The sequence below is a fragment of the Pedobacter sp. ISL-64 genome, assembly GCF_018613605.1.
GTDB lineage: Bacteria > Bacteroidota > Bacteroidia > Sphingobacteriales > Sphingobacteriaceae > Pedobacter.
In genome coordinates this window covers 379,171-396,498 of sequence record NZ_JAGGPU010000005.1, presented here as the reverse complement: position 1 = coordinate 396,498, position 17,328 = coordinate 379,171, and the positions used below count along the sequence as shown (strand labels likewise).

Below are 17,328 nucleotides of genomic sequence, written 5' to 3'. Positions count from 1 at the left end.
AAAAAATCATGAAAATAACATTAACAGGATCAGTAGGTAATATCACTAAACCCCTTGCCGAAATACTGGTAGCCAAAGGCCATGAAGTAAAAATTATTAGCAGTAACACCGATAGAACCGAAGAAATTAAATTGCTAGGTGCAATACCTTTAATTGGTAGTGTAAGCGATACCGGATTTTTAAAAGATGCTTTTACCGGGTCTGATGCCATTTACACCATGGTGCCACCAAATTTTGCAGCACCAAAATTTAGGGCATATATTAAAGGTATCGGCGAAAATTATGCAGCTGCCATAAAAGAGTCGGGCGTTAAAAAAGTAGTGAATTTAAGTAGCGTAGGTGCAGATCTGCCAGATGGGACAGGCCCAATTGCAGGATTACATGATGTAGAAAATATTTTTGCCACATTAAATGGAGTTGATGTAAGACATTTACGTGCCGGTTATTTTTACATTAACTTTTTAGCCAACATCGATATGGTTAAACATGCAAACATATTAGGGTCTAATTTTGGCGCCGATTCGAAACTTGTTTTGGTGCATCCCCGTAACATTGCTGAAGTGGCTGCCGAAGTATTGGAAAGTAATTTTACAGGCAAAACTATACAGTATGTAGCCAGTGATGATGAAAGTACGCCGTCTGATGTTGCAAAAGTATTAGGTACTGCAGTGGGTAAGCCAGAATTACCATGGATAGAGTTTAGCGGTGAAGATGCATTTAACGGAATGGTAGGAGCAGGTTTACCTGAAGAAATAGCCAAAAACTATGTAGAAATGGGGGATGCGATCAGAAGTAATAAACTTTTTGTAGACTATTATAAAAATAGGCCCATTTTAGGCAGCATTAAGCTTAAAGATTTTGCGGATGAGTTTGCTGCGGCATACCAGAATTAATTGAATTATAGCAGCTGCCTGGATTTAAACCTGGCAGCTGTTATTTTTATATAGCCACACAACTTCCGGCAATTACTTTCCATTCCTGATCAAACAACTTCCATACTCTTAAATATCTGAAAATACCTTCGATGGATTGTGAAGTATATACTGCCTTTAGCTCAATTTTCACACTAACAACTGCAGTATCGTTAATCAGATTAATTTGCTGTTCAGCCGGTAGGATAGAATTTACAACCAAATTTCCGGATATATAAGTTTCCATATCCATAGCCTTAGTTATGGTTACTCCATTGGGCAGGTTAAAAAGTAAATCTTCATGCAAAAGCTGATCGAGATCCTCAATATCACCATTCTTTATGGCCGTTAATAATCTATCTTCATTTAAAATGATCTGTTCCCTGGTATTCATATTAATTGTTTAGTTCTTTAAAAATTTACATCCAATTTTCATTTTTACGTTCTACCTGATACAGCCAGTAATTTACCAGCTGTTTAATTTCGGTATAATTGCCATATTTAAAATGAATCTGACCCGCAGCCGTGTGTAAAGTGAGATGACCAACATCGACCCCTTTATGCCATGGATATTGAAAAGTGGTAATGGCCTGAATTTTATTTGGTACTACAATTTCATTTGAAATATCCCAAATCCCGCTGGTTTTGATGATGAAATTTTGACTTACTGAAACCTTATGTCGGCGATAACTGATATAAATCATCAAAATACCAATTATTAAGTAAGCAATTGATACGCCGATATAGGGCTTAACCTCAGGAACGTTAAACGAAATAATTAAAAATGCCATCACAGGCAAAATCAGTTTAAAGAAAATAGGTAAATTCAAAAAACGCCAGTCGGGAATGAAAGTTTTTGCTTTTAAAGGTGTTTGGCCCAATATCATTTTTAACAATTCGTCCCTTTCGCCAGGGTTACATCCCGGAATTTCTAAGGTATTTCCCTGCATTTCATGCCCTTTTTTACTTTGACCAAAATGAGCCTGCTTTAAACGCATATTTAGCATATTCATCTTTTTCTGAAAGTAATTCTGGCTGTATTTTGTAATCTGGACTTTATTTGGGCTAATCAAGGTGTTTTTCTTGGCAATAAGCCCTGAAGAGAGTAAGAGTGTGTTTTTATGCTCGCTAATTTCCAGCTCGAAATACTTATAAAAGGTTCTAACCAGGTTAATAATTAACAGTACAATTAAAAGGCATGCAATTAAGATAAAAATTGTAACTATTGTCAGCATACCCGTTACTGCGCTCTGAATTTCATCTTTATTAATTTTAAAAGCATCAAGCAATTGCCTGCCCTCATAAATAACGGTGTAAAAAAAAGCAGCAAGTAAAGCTAAACTTTGGCCATAATTAGAGGTTAGTCCTACTTTAAACAAAGTCCAGGCACTTATTCTTAAAAATGGTGTTTCTGCTGTTTTGTGGTTTTCATGTTCAATTTCCGATTGTGTTTCAGTTACAGTTCTTCTATTTAATAAATGTTCTTTAAGGTTATAGGCAGAAGTTTCGTCAATTGCTTTTATGCTTACTTCTTCTCCATGAGCACCGGCTGTATCAATTTTTAACCCATAAACGCCGATAATTTTCTGCAGAATATTCTGGTTAATGTTAACCTGCTGTATTTTATCAAGCTGAATAATTACCTGATCGCGGTTGAATATGCCCTTATTCACCACAAATTCCTGCTTTTCTTTATCTAAAAAGAACGTAAATTTTAAATACCATAAATAAGCAAATATGAAACTGAATACAATGATAGCGGAAATGCCTAATATGAGATAGGTAAAAGAAGTGCTCGACATCTTTACAAAGGCAATAATGAATAAGAAAAAACTCGCCTTGCCAATTTTTAGCATGGTATGCGCACCCATTATAATGATGCCAAAGGCCGATTCACGCTGCGGTTTGCTAAAATCGTTATTCATTGGCATTCAATGCTGTTGCTGGATTTTCAAGCAGGTCTAGTTTTTTCAAAAGCAGATCCCTGATACGCTTGGCATCATCAATTGCAATCCCCGAAATATGGATATGCCCTGTTTGGCCACCTGCAGTAAATAGCTGTAATGATCCCAGTTTATATATTCTGGAAAAAATCCCTTCATTTAATTCGATATGCTGAATCCTGTTTAAAGGAACAATTGTTGTCGATTCGGCGATAATACCACTTTTGTATATTACATCATGTGTGCGGATGGCATACCCCCGTTTCTTAAAACTCGCGCGAAAGAGTAGAAAGAAGGTAGCTAATAAAGCTAAATAAAGGGGGATAATCCATTTGACATTTGGTTTTACTTCATCAACAAAGAATAGGAGTATACCAACAGTTATTCCCAGCAGGCCAAAAAAGATCAGTAGATTAATACAGATGATTTTCCAATAATCGGGATGTGGCCTGCTTAACTGAATGTCTTCGTATTTTGGAAGAAGATCGAGATCAATAACTTCATTGGTGAAAAGTGTCTCAGTAGTCATGGTTAAAGGTATAAAACATATTAATCTATAAATAGACTAATATTTAAATCTTTTGTTACCTCGCTACAATAAACTTTTTTGCAGTGTTATATTGACCTGAATCGGAAGAGATTTTAAAGAAATAAATGCCGGGAACAAAGGTAGAGGTGTTGATTTCTAAGGTGTGTTTTCCGGTATTGAGGTATTCATTTACTACTGTTTTAACCAAGCGGCCCATTAAATCAAAAATCTGAATATTAATTTTATCCGTTTCGGGCAAAACAACATCAATAAATGTTTGCATAGCTGCAGGATTAGGGTAATTCTGAGAAACGGTAAACTTTAAGAATTTATCAAAAATCGCTTTATTAATGGCGTCGAAAATTACATAGCTTACCAACCTGTAACCACGTGCATTAGGATGAAATGGATCCTGATAAAGCGAAAAATCGCGCCTCATGGCAGCGTTTACATCAGCTAAGTATATTTTATATTCTGCAGCTAATTTTCTGTAGGCTGTATTAAGGTTTCTGATATTGGTATTTACAGCCACATAACTTTTAATGGTCCTATCATCAACAAACTGGAGTGTACACAAAATAGGAACTAACTTTTGTTTAAGGCTTGCTGTAATCAATACCCGCATATTAGCAACGGTTTCGGCTACACTTCCTTTGCCAATAGTCATTGCAATAGCATCATTAATGCCCATATCAATTACAATAAAGCCCGTTCTATTGGCTATCGCGTTATCAATTCTGAGTAATCCCTGAAAAGTAGTCTGGCCACCAATACCATGATTGGTAATATCCACGATTTTATTCGTATAACAATTTATAAAATTGTTCTGCAGCATGGTTTGAAAACCAACCCCATTTACACCTTCTACGGTACTGGCTCCGAAGGTTACAATATTTATACTGTCTTTCGAATAATATTGGGCTGCTTCCGGGCAACTTACCCGAGTAGGGGGCTGGGCTTGAGCTAAGGAAGAAATGCGGACAACAAGAAGCAGCAGCAGAGATAGAAATACTTTTGCGCTAAACTTCATTGTTAAAATTCTTTCGTACAGGATTTAAGGATATCTGTTATTGGTGCAATTTACAAAAAAGTAAATATAAACAATGCTGTACTATATTTTTTTACAGACATTAAATCATTTTTTTGTATTTGTTAAAAGACGTGTTTTAAGTTTTAAGATAACACATTGATTTTGAGCTTTAAAAAATAATTAAACCCATTAACCGTCTGGCTATAAGCAAAATTTTACCCTGGTATGGGGATAATTTATTAACCGCTTAAGTGCCTTTTATTTGGTAAAGCCTATATTTGTCGAAATTCATTTTGTTATGCAAGAGATTAAAAATTATGTAGAAACGCACAAACAACGTTTTTTAGATGAGTTGTTTGAGTTATTGCGTTTTCCATCGGTAAGTGCTGATCCGAAATACAAAGGCGATGTTTTAAAAACAGCTGATTATGTTGCTCAGAAATTAAAAGATGCAGGTGCGGATCAGGTAGAAATTTGCCCAACCGCAGGATATCCTATTGTTTATGGCGAAAAAATTATAGATGCTTCTTTACCCACTGTTTTAATATATGGTCATTACGATGTTCAACCGGCCGATCCATTAGAACTTTGGCATACACCACCTTTTGAGCCAACAGTACGCGATGGTAAAATTTATGCCCGCGGCGCTTGCGATGATAAAGGACAGTTTTATATGCATGTAAAAGCATTCGAACTGATGATGCAAACCAATACTTTGGCCTGCAACGTTAAATTTATGATCGAAGGTGAAGAGGAGGTGGGTTCTGCAAATCTGGGTATTTTTGTAAACGCGAATGCCGAGCGTTTAAAGGCTGATGTAGTCTTAATTTCTGATACTTCGATGATTAGCATGGAACATCCATCAATCGAAACCGGTTTGCGTGGTTTAGCTTATATGGAAGTTGAAGTAGTTGGTCCGAACCGCGATTTACACTCTGGAGTTTACGGTGGGGCAGTGGCTAATCCTGCAACTATCCTTTGTAAAATGATCGCTTCATTACACGATGAAAATAACCACATCACTATCCCTGCCTTTTATGATAAAGTACTTGAGTTAACAGATGAGGAGAAAAAAGCATTAAATTCTGCACCTTACGACGAAGCAGAATACAAAATGGATTTAGATATCGAAGAGGTTTGGGGTGAGAAAGGTTATTCAACTTTAGAGCGTACAGGTACCCGTCCAACTTTAGAAGTAAACGGAATTTGGAGCGGTTATATTGGTGAAGGTGCAAAAACCGTATTGCCAAGTAAAGCCAATGCAAAAATTTCTATGCGTTTGGTTCCTCACCAGAGCTCAGAAGAAATTGCCGAGATTTTTACCAAACATTTCGAAAGCATTGCGCCTAAAAATGTAAAGGTAAAGGTTACGCCTCATCATGGCGGCGAACCAGTGGTAACCCCAACTGATAGTATTGCTTACCAGGCAGCCGAAAAAGCAATTGAAGATAGTTTTGGTAAAAAAGCTATTCCAACACGCGGCGGAGGCAGTATTCCTATTGTGGCTTTATTCGAAGATGTATTGGGCATTAAATCGGTACTTTTTGGTTTCGGTTTAGATAGCGATGCGCTACACTCGCCAAATGAGAAATATGATATTTACAATTATTATAAAGGAATAGAGACTTTACCGTTATTCCATAAATATTTCGCAGAACTGAGCAAATAAGCTTGATTTAATTTATCCGTTCTGACTCAACAGATCGTCATTTCGAGCGGAGTGCAACGCAGTCGAGAAATCTGTCTAGATAGATCTCTCCATTCCACTGCGCTCCAGTCGAGATGACGATTTCTTTTTTGGAAATGAGCGTTCACTGTTTCATAGGTGCTGTAGTCCCGCCATCGCTTATAGTCCTCATTTCGTTGCACTTCATTCCGGGCTATTTAGCTTTGTCGGGTTTATTTAACAGTGGCCCGTTTTCCAGAGTAAGGCCTGTTTTCTGCAACGCCATTAATTATGCTCCTTACAGCTCCAGATAGTACGGTTTGCTGCGCCACCTAAACCTGACCGTAGTGAAAAACCCACAGGCCGAAGCATGAGGCCGAGGATTTGAAACGAAGGGCGGGACTGCTTAAACCGAATTGCTACGAGTTTTGCTTTTCAAAACAACTAAATAAATTTAACTTTTATTGTCAGTCTGAGCGCAGTCGAAGACCGGCCTAATTTATTAAGCAGGGATTTTTTTTTGGAAATGAGTGTCCTGTATTTCATAGCTGCTGTATTCCCGCCATCGCTTATAGTCCTCATTTCGCTGCGTTCCATTCCGGGCTATTTAGCTTTGTCGGGTTTATTGGATAAAGTGCAGTTCTTTTTGGAAACGCTTGTTATTGCAAGGAGGATTTATGCATCCTGCAGCCCTGAATAGCAATGGTAGCCCTGCAACCTAAACCTGACCGTAGTGTAAAACCCATAGGCCGAAGCATGAGGCCGAGGATTTGAAACGAAGGGCGGGGCTGCTTTACCCCAACTGCTACAAGTTTTGCTTTCCAAAACGACTAAGTAAATTTAACTTCTATTGTCAGTCTGAGCGGAGTCGAAGACCTGCCTAATTTATTGAGAGGGGATTTATTATGAAAATGAGCATCCTGTATTTTATAGGTGCTGTAGCCCCGCCATCGCTTATAGTCCTCATTTCGCTGCGCTCCATTCCGGGCTATTTAGCTCTGTCGGGTTTATTTTACAGCGGGCTGTTCTTCAAAGCAATGACGATTTTTTCTATTGGAGTCTATTAATGGTAGCATATTCGAAGACCATACCATCCTTAAACATCTTTGAGATGTTACTTTCCATTCTTTGCAGCTACAAATAGAATGAGCTAAATTTTTTTAATAGCTATTTTTTTCTAAATTGCTGCCATGAAATATCTATTCACATCTCTTTTACTTTTATCTGGACTTACTTCTTTAGCTCAAGATACTAAATCGATTAACCAGTCTGGAAATCCAATATTTCAAGGCTGGTATGCAGACCCTGATGCTGCTATTTTTAACAATAAGTATTGGGTTTATCCCACTTATTCGGCCAGGTATAAAGAACAGGTTTTTTTAGATGCCTTTTCATCAGACGACTTAGTGAAATGGAAAAAACACCCACATATTTTAGATACGGCCGCTGTAAAATGGGCCAATAAAGCCATGTGGGCCCCAGCAATTGTTCAAAAAGACAAAAAGTATTACCTGTTTTTTGGTGCCAACGATATTCAGAGTGATAAAGAAATCGGTGGAATTGGTGTAGCCATTGCCGATAAACCAGAGGGACCGTATAAAGACCATTTAGGGAAACCTTTGGTAGATAAGTTTTATAATGGCGCTCAACCTATTGATCAGTTTGTGTTTAAAGATAAAGATGGCCAGTATTATTTAATTTATGGTGGCTGGAAACACTGTAATATTGCCAAGTTGAATAAAGATTTTACTGGCTTTTTGCCATTTGAAGATGGCAAAACCTTTAAAGAAATTACGCCTGATAATTACGTAGAAGGGCCATATATGTTCATCAGAAATGGTAAATATTATTTCATGTGGAGCGAAGGCGGCTGGACTGGTCCTGATTACTCGGTAGCTTATGCCGTTGGCGATTCGCCATTTGGGCCGTTTAAAAGGATTGGCAAAATATTAAAGCAAGATCCCTCTATCGCTACTGGGGCAGGCCATCACTCTGTAATTATCAACGAGAAAAAAGGACAATATTACATTGTTTACCACCGCCGCCCCTTAACCGAAACTGATGGCAATCATCGAGTTACCTGTATTGATGAAATGAAGTTTGACGCCGCTGGTAATATTCTTCCAGTAAAAATTACAAACGAAGGTGTAAAAGCCCAAAAAGTAAAATAAAATAAATGCTGTTCGGCTGGAAATTTTATTCAGTTTCCAGCTGCGCTTCGCTTTTTAGCAAAACAGTTTTTGCCTGCTTTTTATTCAGTGTATTAAATCCCCAGGTGCATAATAAAAGCATACCCGCCAATCCCAACCAAAGCCAGTTATAGCCAAGATTCTCCGCTACTAAAAAGCCCAGATACGGACCAGCAAGTTGTGCAAAGGACCAACTTAAGGTATAGCCTGCGGCATATAGTCCCCTGTTGTGCGCGTTACTCCTGCTGATTACAATGGTGTTTATAAAAGGTAAGGTAAGCATCTCCCCTGCAGTAAAAACAACAATGGTTAATATCGCCATAACAATGTGAAGACTTATTGGAACACTTAGTATCACATAAGCAGCCGAAAATAGAACAGCACCTATAACGATGAAAAATATGGGCGATCGTTTTGCTTCAATTTTATTGATCATCACCATTTCGAAAAGGGCAATAACAGCGCCATTGATCCCGATGATAAGGCCGATGGCGAATTCATCAATATGCCATTCTTGTTTAAAAAATACGGGCACAATCCTGAACATTAAAAAGGCACAGGTAATAAATATTGTGGTGAGAAGGATAAACTTTACATAGAAAGCATCTTGCCACGGTTTCATAATAATCATATTATTGGCTGTTTCCTTTGCTTTCTTGATAAAGCCCTTCACCTGTGGTAAAAATGATAAGATCAACAAACCCACAATAATACTTACAACGCCTTCAACAATAAAAAGTAATCTATAATTAATAGAAGCGATTATACCTGCAAAACTGATCCCTATAGACCAGCCCATGTTTGTAGCCAACCTGTTTAAAGAGTATGATCTCGTTAAAGTACCTTCCGCGGCATAGTGGGCAACCGCTGTAAAATTGGCCGGTCGGAAAGCCTCCGAGAAAAAACTGATTACAACCGCCAGGATACAAAGACTATAAAAGTGGGTGAGGGTAGAAAATAAAATAAATAACAGGCCACTAACGATGGAGGATAAAACCTGTACCGGGCGAAAGCCAATCATGTCTGTTAATTTTCCACCTGTTGCTGAGCCAAGAACAGAACCAACACCAAATAAAATGATGATTAAGCCTGCATCTGTTACCGATCTATGCAAACTTTGGGTAACGAACAGCCCCATAAATGGAACTGACATGCTTCCGAATCTGTTAAACAATATCACAAAGCTCAATAGCCAGGTTTCTCTGCTTAATCCGCTGAATGATGTTTTATAGGTGTTGAAAATAAGTTTGAACATGCTGTATTTAGATGCGGTAAAAATAGCAAAAGCCAGATGTTAATTAATCATCTGAATTCAATATCCGCATGTTAGATTAAAAAAAGAAGAGCAAAAAAATATCCCATAATTTTTCACAAATTTGCATCCGGAAACCGATCAAATGCCGCCAGAGAAAAGAACCCCAATAAACAAGACCCCTGTTGCCAGAAAACCTGCCGTTAGGAAACCTGCAACCAGAAAACCCACAACAAGCAGAAAAAAGAAGCAGGGTGTTTCGGTTCAACTTAAATTGGCTATTGCAGGCTTATTGTTGGTTTTACTCTCTCCATTTTACTACGGTTATGTTTTAAGAAGTTTTGTGGCGACCTGGCGCTGGGTTAAAGATTGGGGGCAAGACCCAAATTACAGAACTTACGAAAGTTTTAACATCAAAATCCCCAAAAAATATACCGTTCATGGCATCGACGTTTCCTACTATCAGGGCAAAATAAATTGGCAAAAAGTAAAGGAAATGAAAGAGGATGAGGTTAGTATCCGTTTTGCCTTTATAAAAGCCACAGAGGGATTAATGTTGGTTGATCCCTATTTTCAACGCAACTGGCGCGAAGCCCCAAAAGCAGGGATTATTTGTGGTGCATATCATTTTTTCAGACCGAAAAAGGACGGCAAAACACAGGCTAAATTTTTCTTACAGGTGGTAAATATTGAGAAAGGTGATTTGCCGCCCGTTGTGGATATTGAATCTCTGGATGGTGTTTCACCGTTAAAAATGAGGGCAGAACTTTCTGATTTTCTCAATTATGTAGAAATGAAAACCAAGGTAAGACCAATTGTTTATACCGGACTTAAATTTTACGAAGATTATTTAGCCGATCATTTTGATGATTATCCCTTGTGGATTGCCCATTATTATCAACCAAAACTAAGGATGGATAAAAGCCGTTGGAAATTTTGGCAGCACTCTGATAAAGCCAAAATTAACGGCATCGGTCACGTAGTCGATTTTAATGCTTTTAATGGGGATAGTTTGGCGTTGGATAGGTTATTAGTTCATTAGTCATTGGTTCACTGGTCATCAGTACATTAGTCATATACTTGCGCATCGTCATCCTGAACTTGTTTCAGGATCTATTATGTGTGATTACAATCCTTAATTGTTTAAATAGGTTATTATGTATCTGAAAACCAATTAATTGTATTGTTAAGGTCGCCGGAAAACCAATAAACTATCGACTAGTGAACAACTGAACTAAACCGTCCAACTTTCACATTTTTCTAAGAAAAATTCATCAGCCTCTGCACCGATACCAATTTCCTCGGAAACATCAAGAAAGTAACCATTATAGGTTAAGCCACCAACCACAGGATCGACTAAATGGCCCAGCAAGGCAGTATCTAAGTCAAAAAACTCCACATTAGGGCTGGCCAATGCAAAATGTAGGTTGGCGCTTAAAGCAATCCGGGTTTCGAGCATACTCCCAATCATGCATTTTACCCCGCGTTGTAAGGCTTCCTCATGGATTTTTTGCGCTTCTAAAATGCCTCCGGATTTCGAAAATTTAATGTTTAAATAAGTTGTAGACTGGCTATTGATCAGTTTACGTGCATCGTGATGGTTGTAACAGCTTTCATCGGCCATGAGCTTAATCGGAGAATTTACATTTAATTCAGGCAGTTTATCATCATACCATGTCCGCATTGGTTGTTCGCAAAACTCAATATTGTATTTTTCCAATTCGCCTAATGCAAATAAAGCGTCATCAAAACTCCAGCCTTGATTAGCATCCAGGCGTAAAATCAAATCTTCGCCTACTGCTTCGCGGATATGTTTTACCCTTTCTATATCATCGTGTACTTTTTTGCTCAGTTTGATCTTTAGGATGCGGCAGCCCTGGCTTTTATATTTCAATGCTGTTACAGCCATTCCCGTCGGTGTATCGATACCAATGGTCATATCGGTTTCTATGGTGCGTTTGGTTCCACCAAGAAATTTATACAGTGGTAATTTTGCATTTTTGGCTGCAATATCAAATAATGCCATATCGAAAGCACTTTTAATGGTATTGTTATGATCGGCATAACCCAGTAAATCATTCATCCGCTCCGGAATTTCTAAGGGATCTTTGCCTTTTAAAATGGCGGCGAAGTCTTTAGCCATTGCAATGCAGGTTTCCTGCGTTTCACCTACAATCATCGGAAATGCTGAGCATTCTCCAATACCGTGAATGCCCGTATCGGTAAAAATTCTGATTAATACATTCTGGGCAAAATGCATGGTTCCCGTTGCAATAACAAATGGCTCCATTGGTATGCTAAAGCGGTATATTTCGGTATGGGTGATTTTCATGGTTTTAAGGTTGAGGGTAGAAGGTAAAGGGTGTAAGGTTTGATTAAGTTTAATATTTACATTTAATCTAATTTATCGTCGATAACGCGTCCAACTCAATTCTTGACGCAGCGCGTCAAGAATTGGAAAAGCAAGATAAAATTTTCTAATGTTAGTAAGATTAGTACAATCGTACCCTTTCCCAAACTCAAATGTTAATTGGTTTGAAAGATTTTTTAAAGTCTCTTTTTCGTATGCTGCACGTAATTTTCCCTGCTGCTCATCCTCAACAATAAGTTTTCCAATTTGCCAGTAAGATTCAAGTAATTCAGAATTTGCCCCACGGAATACTTTTAAAAGAGATTGGTTAACAATCTCTTTTATAGCATTAAATAACTCGTTTTTGCTCAATTCCATTCCATCAGATAGATTTCCAACTAAAGTATAAAAACAAAAACTAAATCGAAATAGGTTTGTAGAATATTAATAGATTTACGCCTCCAATTAGAATTCAATTTTCCCGCTTACATTTTACATTAACTGCCATGTCTGATACTAATAATTTAATCCACGCCTCATCTCCATATTTGTTGCAGCATGCTCATAATCCCGTTAATTGGTACGAGTGGGGCGCAGAAGCATTGGAAAAGGCAAAAACGGAAAATAAACTCATATTGGTAAGTATTGGTTATTCGGCCTGCCATTGGTGCCATGTAATGGAACGCGAAAGTTTCGAGAATCATGAAGTTGCCGAGGTGATGAACCGTCATTTTATCTGTATTAAGGTAGACCGTGAGGAGCGCCCTGATATTGATCAGATTTATATGTATGCCATCCAACTCATGACAGGAAGCGGAGGCTGGCCTTTAAACTGTATCTGTTTGCCAGATCAGCGTCCAATTTATGGCGGAACCTATTTCAGGAAAAACGATTGGATCAATATTCTGGAAAATGTTGCCTCACTTTGGGCAAATGAACCCGATAAGGCTATCCAATATGCAGAGCGGTTAACCTCGGGCATTAAAGACAGCGAAAAAATAATCCCAGCGCCCGAAAAAGAAGAATATACAAACGAACACCTTACCGAAATCATTGAACCCTGGAAACGCCATTTCGATATCGGTTACGGGGGATATAACCGCGCTCCAAAATTTCCTTTACCCAATAATTGGGTGTTTTTATTGCGGTATGGCTTTTTAAAAGATGACGAATCTGTTTTTACAGCGGTTTGCCATACGCTCGAAGAAATGGGCAGAGGCGGCATTTATGATCAGATTGGCGGAGGTTTCGCCCGTTATTCGGTTGATGATAAATGGCATGTGCCACATTTCGAAAAAATGCTTTACGATAATGCTCAACTCATCAGTTTATACGCAGAGGCTTATCAGTGCACCAAGTTTTATTCGTTTAAACAAACAGTAGTTGAAACAATAAATTGGGTTTTTGAAGAGATGACTTCAGCAGATGGATTGTTTTATTCGGCATTAGATGCAGATAGCGAAGGGGTAGAAGGCAAGTTTTACATCTGGGATAAAGCAGAATTCGATCAGGTTTTGGGAGAAGATGCCAAATTAATCGGCGCTTACTACAACATTACCGAAGAAGGTAACTGGGAAGAAGAGCAAACCAATATTTTGCGCAAAACCATCAGCGATGACGATCTGCTTGCAAAATTTGATATTGATGCAGAACAGCTTTATGACAAAGTAAACTCAGCCAAAACAAAATTAATGGCTGTGCGTAGCAAAAGAATCAGACCAGGCCTGGATGATAAGTGTTTAACCGCCTGGAATGGTATGATGATTAAAGCCCTGGCCGATGCCGCAGAGGTATTAAATCATAAACCATATTATGAAAGCGCCTCAGCTGCGGCCAGTTTTATCTTAAATCACTTAAAATCAGAAAACGGTGGCCTATATCGCAATTATAAAAATGGAAAGGCTTCTATTACAGGTTTCTTAGACGATTATGCCTTTTTTATTGAAGCACTGATTGCCTTGTACGAGGCTGATTTTGATGAAAAATGGTTAGATGAGGCCAAATCATTGACCGATTATGTAATCGCTAATTTTACGGATACAGATTCGCCGATGTTTTTCTATACCTCAGCTGAAAGCGAAGATTTAATTGCCCGTAAACATGAAGTAATGGATAATGTAATTCCGGCTTCAAACTCTACCATGGCGCAGAATTTAAAGCAATTGGGTTTGCTTTTCGATATTGAACAATATACCGAAAAAGCGGCAGAAATGCTTGCTGCGGTTCAGCCGAAGATCAAAAGTTATGGCTCTGCTTATTCAAACTGGGCTATTCAACTGTTAAACGAAATATACGGTATAAACGAAATTGCCATTACCGGTTTAGAAACCGATAGTATTAAGTTAGCATTAAGCGGACATTATATTCCGAACAAAATTACATTGGGCGGAACAAAAAGTAACCTGCCGCTGTTAAAAGGTAAGCAAAGCAATGAAACAAAAGTTTATATTTGCCGAAATAAAGTATGCCAGTTGCCGGTTAACACTGTTGAGGACGCATTAGAGTATTTACAATAAATTAATTTAAATGAATATGCTGTAAATCAGTTGTTTATTTAAGCTGTTGTAAGCTTTGTTTCAAGATCTTATTCGTACTATTTGATTTTACGTTCGTACTAGTTTAGTACTACTTATCACGAACTTTAATCATTTATTTAATGAAATCCCAACGAATTGAACTAGCCATTATTCATGGCATACGATTTATTCTTGTAACGCCCGATAAATCTAACACAGACAAATACCCACTCTATTGCATCGAATATTTTTACAATGGTAGGCAGTACAAAGTTAAAGAGGGAGTCAAAGCAATTTATACTAAATATTTAGAGCAAATACAGGCTCTAAACTCTGTAAACAAAAAACGGCTCCTGCTTTGCAATTTATTTGAATCCAAACTTCGCGATTTGGTTAAACCGATTGGAATTTATATTCCATCATCAGAAGCAACGCTTAATGTTCAAACAAAAGTCACAGAAGCGTTTATCAAGTTTTTCGAGTATCACGTAAAACGCCATCAGTTAGGAGAGATAAAGGACATCTACAATTACACCGAAAGAAATAAGAAAGTCAAAGCCTTTATTGATCGACACTTTGCCAATTTATCGCTTGCAGATCTAAATGCTAATATTTGGATTGATTATCGTAGTTACTTAAAGAAGTGGGGGCTAGGTAACAGCACCATTAATTTGCAGATGGTTTATGTGAAAGGATTTTACATTTGGTTAAATCAAATACAAGAATTGCCTATTAACAATCATGCTAACAAATTAAAGAAACTTGATATTACCCAACAGCAACCAAAATTTAATGAGATTAAGCAATCGTTATTTATTGAGTTCTTCGAAGTGGTAAAGAGTAACGAAAGGTATTTGAGGTTGCATTTGATGGCTCGACTTGTAGCAGAAAACACATTGAGACCAATACAGGTTTTAAACATTCAGGTAAAACAAGTTGACCTAGCTGATAAAACGATAACAGTATTTGATGCTAAAGGTAAGAAATGGAGAAAGATTATTATAAGCGAAGTCGTTACGAGATTAATACAAAAGATTTACGAGAATACAATAAAAGCTGAAAGATTGATTGAGAGTGAAGATTATATTATTGGATTTCACAATCAAACTAAACAGAGAAAGATATTTACTCAGACAATGTTTAGAGAGCGTATATTATTGCCATTTAAAGAGGATTATCCACAATTTGCTCATATTTTAATATACGATTTCAAACATACAAGCATTACAAAGGCCCTAAAAGTTAATAGCGTATATGAAGTTCAAAAGAGGGCAGGACATAGTAAGGTTACTACTACCCAAATCTACGACAGAAGTGATAATATAAGTAGTCCAATTACTGTAGAAGAGTTAAATCAGATAAAATAGATTATTCAACTTACAGCGACTTTAATATCTTTAAAGCGAGGTAGCAATAACAACTACTTCGCTTTATAATGTTTGATTTAATACCAGTAAATATAGATACGGATAAAGTAGCTAAGTACAGAAAATACGTTGATACAACTCCGACTTTCTTAGATCACCAAGCTTACACCATAATCCCATCCAAATATCGAGATGCTTATTTTGGAGAACTTAAGGATTTATTTAGCCTTTACAAGGTTTCAGAAGCACATCTAGATAACTTTCTTTATATAATTGGTCAGCACTTCTTTATATATGAGATAATAAAAGAAAAGAAAGCAGATGCCATAGAGTGCTATGAACCATTAAAATTCTTACACTCATACCAGTTACAAACCCAACATTTAACCAATAAAGCTAAAAGTGAATCTGCATTAAAGGATAAATTAGCAAGTCGCTACCTTGAAGTAATATTACCAAATTACAGTGATGACAACCCGATAACTCTTAGCAATACTGACTTTGTTATAAAAGCAATCTATCAACTTTTTAAAAAACAATATCAGTTCTCACTTAAAGAGTTACTGGCAGATTATGATGATATCCCGTCATTAGAGGTTTTAACAAAACTTCTGAACGAAACAAAGTATATGTTAGATCATGCAACCCATTATCTAGTTGCGGAAATTGCTGAAGATCTGCTTGATTATATGAATAGCCATATGATTGGAGAACTATCAAGAAAGCAATACCTGTTTATCTTCGATATTATATTGTTATCCGGAGTATTTATAATAGTAGATGACGAAGAATCTGCAAACTTTGATGTTACCACTGATTTTAAGCCAACCTATATCCCCAATATAGAGAAGACAACTTACCTTAAACGAGTAGTTAAGAATTACCGCAAACATTTAGCAAATACCCGATAGTTATAGGGTTACCAACTTTCTTTTATTAGCCTCATCGGGTACACCGATGAGGCTTTCTTGTATATGCACCTTTGTAATGTCAACGAGAAATACTGTTGATGCTTGGCCAAGCCTTAATTAGTTTAACATTAACAAATTTAAAATGCAAAGTACATTAGAATTATTAAACATCTACACTGCAAAGGCCAGAAAGATTAAAGCAAAAGATATTAAGCGACCAATTGTCGACGGTTATTACCATATAACCAAATTAATTAAGCTAGAGATTCATGAGAACTGGATAAACTGGCAAGTGTGTGCCGACTGGATACCTCTAGAGCATTCTACCGAAAGTAATGATTGCATTAGTGTTCAGGTACATTTGGGAGGGCTATTCAATACATTTTCAGATGGACCGAAAGAAGTTAATCCTGAAATGCTGACAGGAGCAGTTATAAAAGTAGCTAAAGTAACGGTGTTCAAATATGAATGGCAAGAAAAAGAAAAATCATCTCTTGGAGCTGATTGGAGCATTGAAGATTTAGGAGAGAAAGAAAGTGTTAACACTAAAGGTTCTTCTACCTCTATTCCCGTTAAAGAATTTAACATTGAAGAAGTTGATTCCTATGAGGTGGTTAAGGATGATAATATAATACAAGACCTGCTAAACTCAAAACCTTTCTAA

General features: G+C 37.3%; 15 protein-coding genes. 8 read left to right on the top strand and 7 right to left on the bottom strand.

Annotated elements, in window-relative coordinates:
• Window positions 1-8 precede the first annotated feature (8 nt).
• Complete coding sequence (locus J7E57_RS07990) at window positions 9-893, top strand: NmrA family NAD(P)-binding protein (protein ID WP_215126810.1); 885 nt, start codon at window positions 9-11, stop codon at window positions 891-893.
• A 46-nt stretch (window positions 894-939) separates the two neighbouring features.
• Here the strand turns inward: J7E57_RS07990 and J7E57_RS07985 are convergent, their stop codons facing one another.
• From J7E57_RS07985 to J7E57_RS07970, 4 genes are read right to left on the bottom strand one after another with little or no spacing between them, the layout of a single operon-like run.
• Window positions 940-1,305, bottom strand: coding sequence for a nuclear transport factor 2 family protein (locus J7E57_RS07985; protein WP_215126808.1), 366 nt, complete (start codon window positions 1,303-1,305; stop codon window positions 940-942).
• A gap of 25 nt (window positions 1,306-1,330) precedes the next feature.
• On the bottom strand, window positions 1,331-2,836 hold the full coding sequence (locus tag J7E57_RS07980) for a PH domain-containing protein (RefSeq protein WP_215126806.1): 1,506 nt from the start codon (window positions 2,834-2,836) through the stop codon (window positions 1,331-1,333).
• The gene (locus J7E57_RS07975) at window positions 2,829-3,383 is read right to left on the bottom strand and encodes a PH domain-containing protein (protein ID WP_215126804.1); all 555 of its coding nucleotides are present in this window, start codon (window positions 3,381-3,383) and stop codon (window positions 2,829-2,831) included. The genes J7E57_RS07980 and J7E57_RS07975 overlap by 8 nt, the downstream gene beginning before the upstream one ends.
• Window positions 3,384-3,438: 55 nt before the next feature.
• Window positions 3,439-4,413, bottom strand: coding sequence for an SGNH/GDSL hydrolase family protein (locus J7E57_RS07970; RefSeq protein WP_215126802.1), 975 nt, complete (start codon window positions 4,411-4,413; stop codon window positions 3,439-3,441).
• 298 nt (window positions 4,414-4,711) lie between these two features.
• Here J7E57_RS07970 and J7E57_RS07965 point away from each other — a divergent pair, with 298 nt between their 5' ends.
• Together J7E57_RS07965 and J7E57_RS07960 are read left to right on the top strand one after the other, a co-directional pair.
• Window positions 4,712-6,082, top strand: coding sequence for a dipeptidase (locus tag J7E57_RS07965; protein ID WP_215126800.1), 1,371 nt, complete (start codon window positions 4,712-4,714; stop codon window positions 6,080-6,082).
• A gap of 1,187 nt (window positions 6,083-7,269) precedes the next feature.
• The gene (locus J7E57_RS07960) at window positions 7,270-8,250 is read left to right on the top strand and encodes a glycoside hydrolase family 43 protein (RefSeq protein ID WP_215126798.1); all 981 of its coding nucleotides are present in this window, start codon (window positions 7,270-7,272) and stop codon (window positions 8,248-8,250) included.
• 25 nt (window positions 8,251-8,275) lie between these two features.
• Here the strand turns inward: J7E57_RS07960 and J7E57_RS07955 are convergent, their stop codons facing one another.
• Window positions 8,276-9,523: an MFS transporter gene (locus J7E57_RS07955; RefSeq protein WP_215126796.1), complete on the bottom strand. Its 1,248-nt coding sequence runs from the start codon at window positions 9,521-9,523 to the stop codon at window positions 8,276-8,278.
• A gap of 121 nt (window positions 9,524-9,644) precedes the next feature.
• Between J7E57_RS07955 and J7E57_RS07950 the strand changes: the two genes are divergently transcribed.
• Window positions 9,645-10,562: a glycoside hydrolase family 25 protein gene (locus tag J7E57_RS07950; protein ID WP_317196531.1), complete on the top strand. Its 918-nt coding sequence runs from the start codon at window positions 9,645-9,647 to the stop codon at window positions 10,560-10,562.
• Window positions 10,563-10,754: 192 nt separating this feature from the next.
• Here J7E57_RS07950 and J7E57_RS07945 read toward each other — a convergent pair whose 3' ends face one another.
• Both J7E57_RS07945 and J7E57_RS07940 read right to left on the bottom strand, forming a co-directional pair.
• Window positions 10,755-11,852: a mandelate racemase/muconate lactonizing enzyme family protein gene (locus tag J7E57_RS07945; protein ID WP_215126794.1), complete on the bottom strand. Its 1,098-nt coding sequence runs from the start codon at window positions 11,850-11,852 to the stop codon at window positions 10,755-10,757.
• 72 nt (window positions 11,853-11,924) lie between these two features.
• Window positions 11,925-12,248, bottom strand: a complete 324-nt coding sequence (locus J7E57_RS07940; protein WP_215126792.1) for a DUF1016 N-terminal domain-containing protein — start codon at window positions 12,246-12,248, stop codon at window positions 11,925-11,927.
• A gap of 128 nt (window positions 12,249-12,376) precedes the next feature.
• On the opposite strand from J7E57_RS07940, the gene J7E57_RS07935 reads away from it, so the two are divergent.
• From J7E57_RS07935 to J7E57_RS07920, 4 genes are all read left to right on the top strand, one after another.
• The gene (locus J7E57_RS07935) at window positions 12,377-14,386 is read left to right on the top strand and encodes a thioredoxin domain-containing protein (protein WP_215126790.1); all 2,010 of its coding nucleotides are present in this window, start codon (window positions 12,377-12,379) and stop codon (window positions 14,384-14,386) included.
• A gap of 140 nt (window positions 14,387-14,526) precedes the next feature.
• Window positions 14,527-15,753 (top strand): tyrosine-type recombinase/integrase, encoded by a 1,227-nt coding sequence (locus J7E57_RS07930; protein WP_215126788.1) that lies wholly within the window; start codon window positions 14,527-14,529, stop codon window positions 15,751-15,753.
• A 68-nt stretch (window positions 15,754-15,821) separates the two neighbouring features.
• Entirely contained in the window at window positions 15,822-16,664 is an 843-nt protein-coding gene (locus tag J7E57_RS07925) for a hypothetical protein (RefSeq protein WP_215126786.1), read from the top strand.
• 142 nt (window positions 16,665-16,806) lie between these two features.
• On the top strand, window positions 16,807-17,328 hold the full coding sequence (locus J7E57_RS07920; RefSeq protein ID WP_215126783.1) for a hypothetical protein: 522 nt from the start codon (window positions 16,807-16,809) through the stop codon (window positions 17,326-17,328).

Bases quoted from the DNA above. Each gene is read 5' to 3' on its own strand.
- J7E57_RS07990 (WP_215126810.1), top strand. From the start codon at position 9: ATGAAAATAACATTAACAGGATCAGTAGGTAATATCACTAAACCCCTT.
- J7E57_RS07985 (WP_215126808.1), bottom strand. From the start codon at position 1,305: ATGAATACCAGGGAACAGATCATTTTAAATGAAGATAGATTATTAACG.
- J7E57_RS07980 (WP_215126806.1), bottom strand. From the start codon at position 2,836: ATGAATAACGATTTTAGCAAACCGCAGCGTGAATCGGCCTTTGGCATC.
- J7E57_RS07975 (WP_215126804.1), bottom strand. From the start codon at position 3,383: ATGACTACTGAGACACTTTTCACCAATGAAGTTATTGATCTCGATCTT.
- J7E57_RS07970 (WP_215126802.1), bottom strand. From the start codon at position 4,413: ATGAAGTTTAGCGCAAAAGTATTTCTATCTCTGCTGCTGCTTCTTGTT.
- J7E57_RS07965 (WP_215126800.1), top strand. From the start codon at position 4,712: ATGCAAGAGATTAAAAATTATGTAGAAACGCACAAACAACGTTTTTTA.
- J7E57_RS07960 (WP_215126798.1), top strand. From the start codon at position 7,270: ATGAAATATCTATTCACATCTCTTTTACTTTTATCTGGACTTACTTCT.
- J7E57_RS07955 (WP_215126796.1), bottom strand. From the start codon at position 9,523: ATGTTCAAACTTATTTTCAACACCTATAAAACATCATTCAGCGGATTA.
- J7E57_RS07945 (WP_215126794.1), bottom strand. From the start codon at position 11,852: ATGAAAATCACCCATACCGAAATATACCGCTTTAGCATACCAATGGAG.
- J7E57_RS07940 (WP_215126792.1), bottom strand. From the start codon at position 12,248: ATGGAATTGAGCAAAAACGAGTTATTTAATGCTATAAAAGAGATTGTT.
- J7E57_RS07935 (WP_215126790.1), top strand. From the start codon at position 12,377: ATGTCTGATACTAATAATTTAATCCACGCCTCATCTCCATATTTGTTG.
- J7E57_RS07930 (WP_215126788.1), top strand. From the start codon at position 14,527: ATGAAATCCCAACGAATTGAACTAGCCATTATTCATGGCATACGATTT.
- J7E57_RS07925 (WP_215126786.1), top strand. From the start codon at position 15,822: ATGTTTGATTTAATACCAGTAAATATAGATACGGATAAAGTAGCTAAG.
- J7E57_RS07920 (WP_215126783.1), top strand. From the start codon at position 16,807: ATGCAAAGTACATTAGAATTATTAAACATCTACACTGCAAAGGCCAGA.